Raw genomic sequence first — 666 nt, 5'->3', positions numbered from 1 at the left:
TCCCGTGCGGGGATGTTGAGTGTGGATGGTCGGTGTAAGACGTTTTCGGTGGGGGCTGATGGTTATGGGCGTGGTGAGGGGGTGGGGATTTTGGTGTTGAAGCGTTTGTCGGCTGCGGTGCGTGATGGTGATCATGTGTATGGGGTGGTGCGTGGTTCGGCGGTGAATCATGGGGGTCGTGCGAATTCTTTGACGGCGCCGAATCCTCGTGCTCAGGCGGATTTGGTGGTGGGTGCGTGGTCGCGGGCGGGTGTTGATCCGCGGTCGGTGGGTTATGTGGAGGCGCATGGTACGGGGACGGGGCTGGGTGATCCGGTTGAGGTGAACGGGTTGAAGGCTGCGTTTGCGGAGTTGTATGAGCGGTGGGGTGTTTCGGGGGTCGGTGAGGCGCATTGTGGTCTGGGTTCGGTGAAGACGAATATCGGGCATTTGGAGTTGGCGTCGGGTGTCGCGGGTGTGATCAAGGTGTTGTTGCAGATGCGGCATCGGACGTTGGTGGGGAGTTTGCATGGTGAGTCGGTGAATCCGTATGTGCGGTTGGAGGGGAGTCCTTTCCGTCTGGTGCGGGAACGTGAGCCGTGGCAGGCCGTACGGGATGAGAACGGGCGGGAGTTGCCGCGCCGTGCGGGCGTGAGTTCCTTCGGTTTCGGCGGCGCCAACGCCCAT

At 61.9% G+C, this 666-nt stretch carries 1 protein-coding gene; it reads left to right on the top strand.

Annotation, left to right across the window (positions count from 1 at the left end; genetic code table 11):
• Positions 1-666 (top strand): beta-ketoacyl [acyl carrier protein] synthase domain-containing protein (locus AN218_RS29040; protein WP_141747732.1); only part of this gene is annotated, 666 nt, incomplete at both ends.

It is taken from the genome of Streptomyces nanshensis (assembly GCF_001751255.1).
Lineage (GTDB): Bacteria > Actinomycetota > Actinomycetes > Streptomycetales > Streptomycetaceae > Streptomyces > Streptomyces nanshensis_A.
This window is presented reverse-complemented; position numbering and strand designations above follow the sequence as displayed.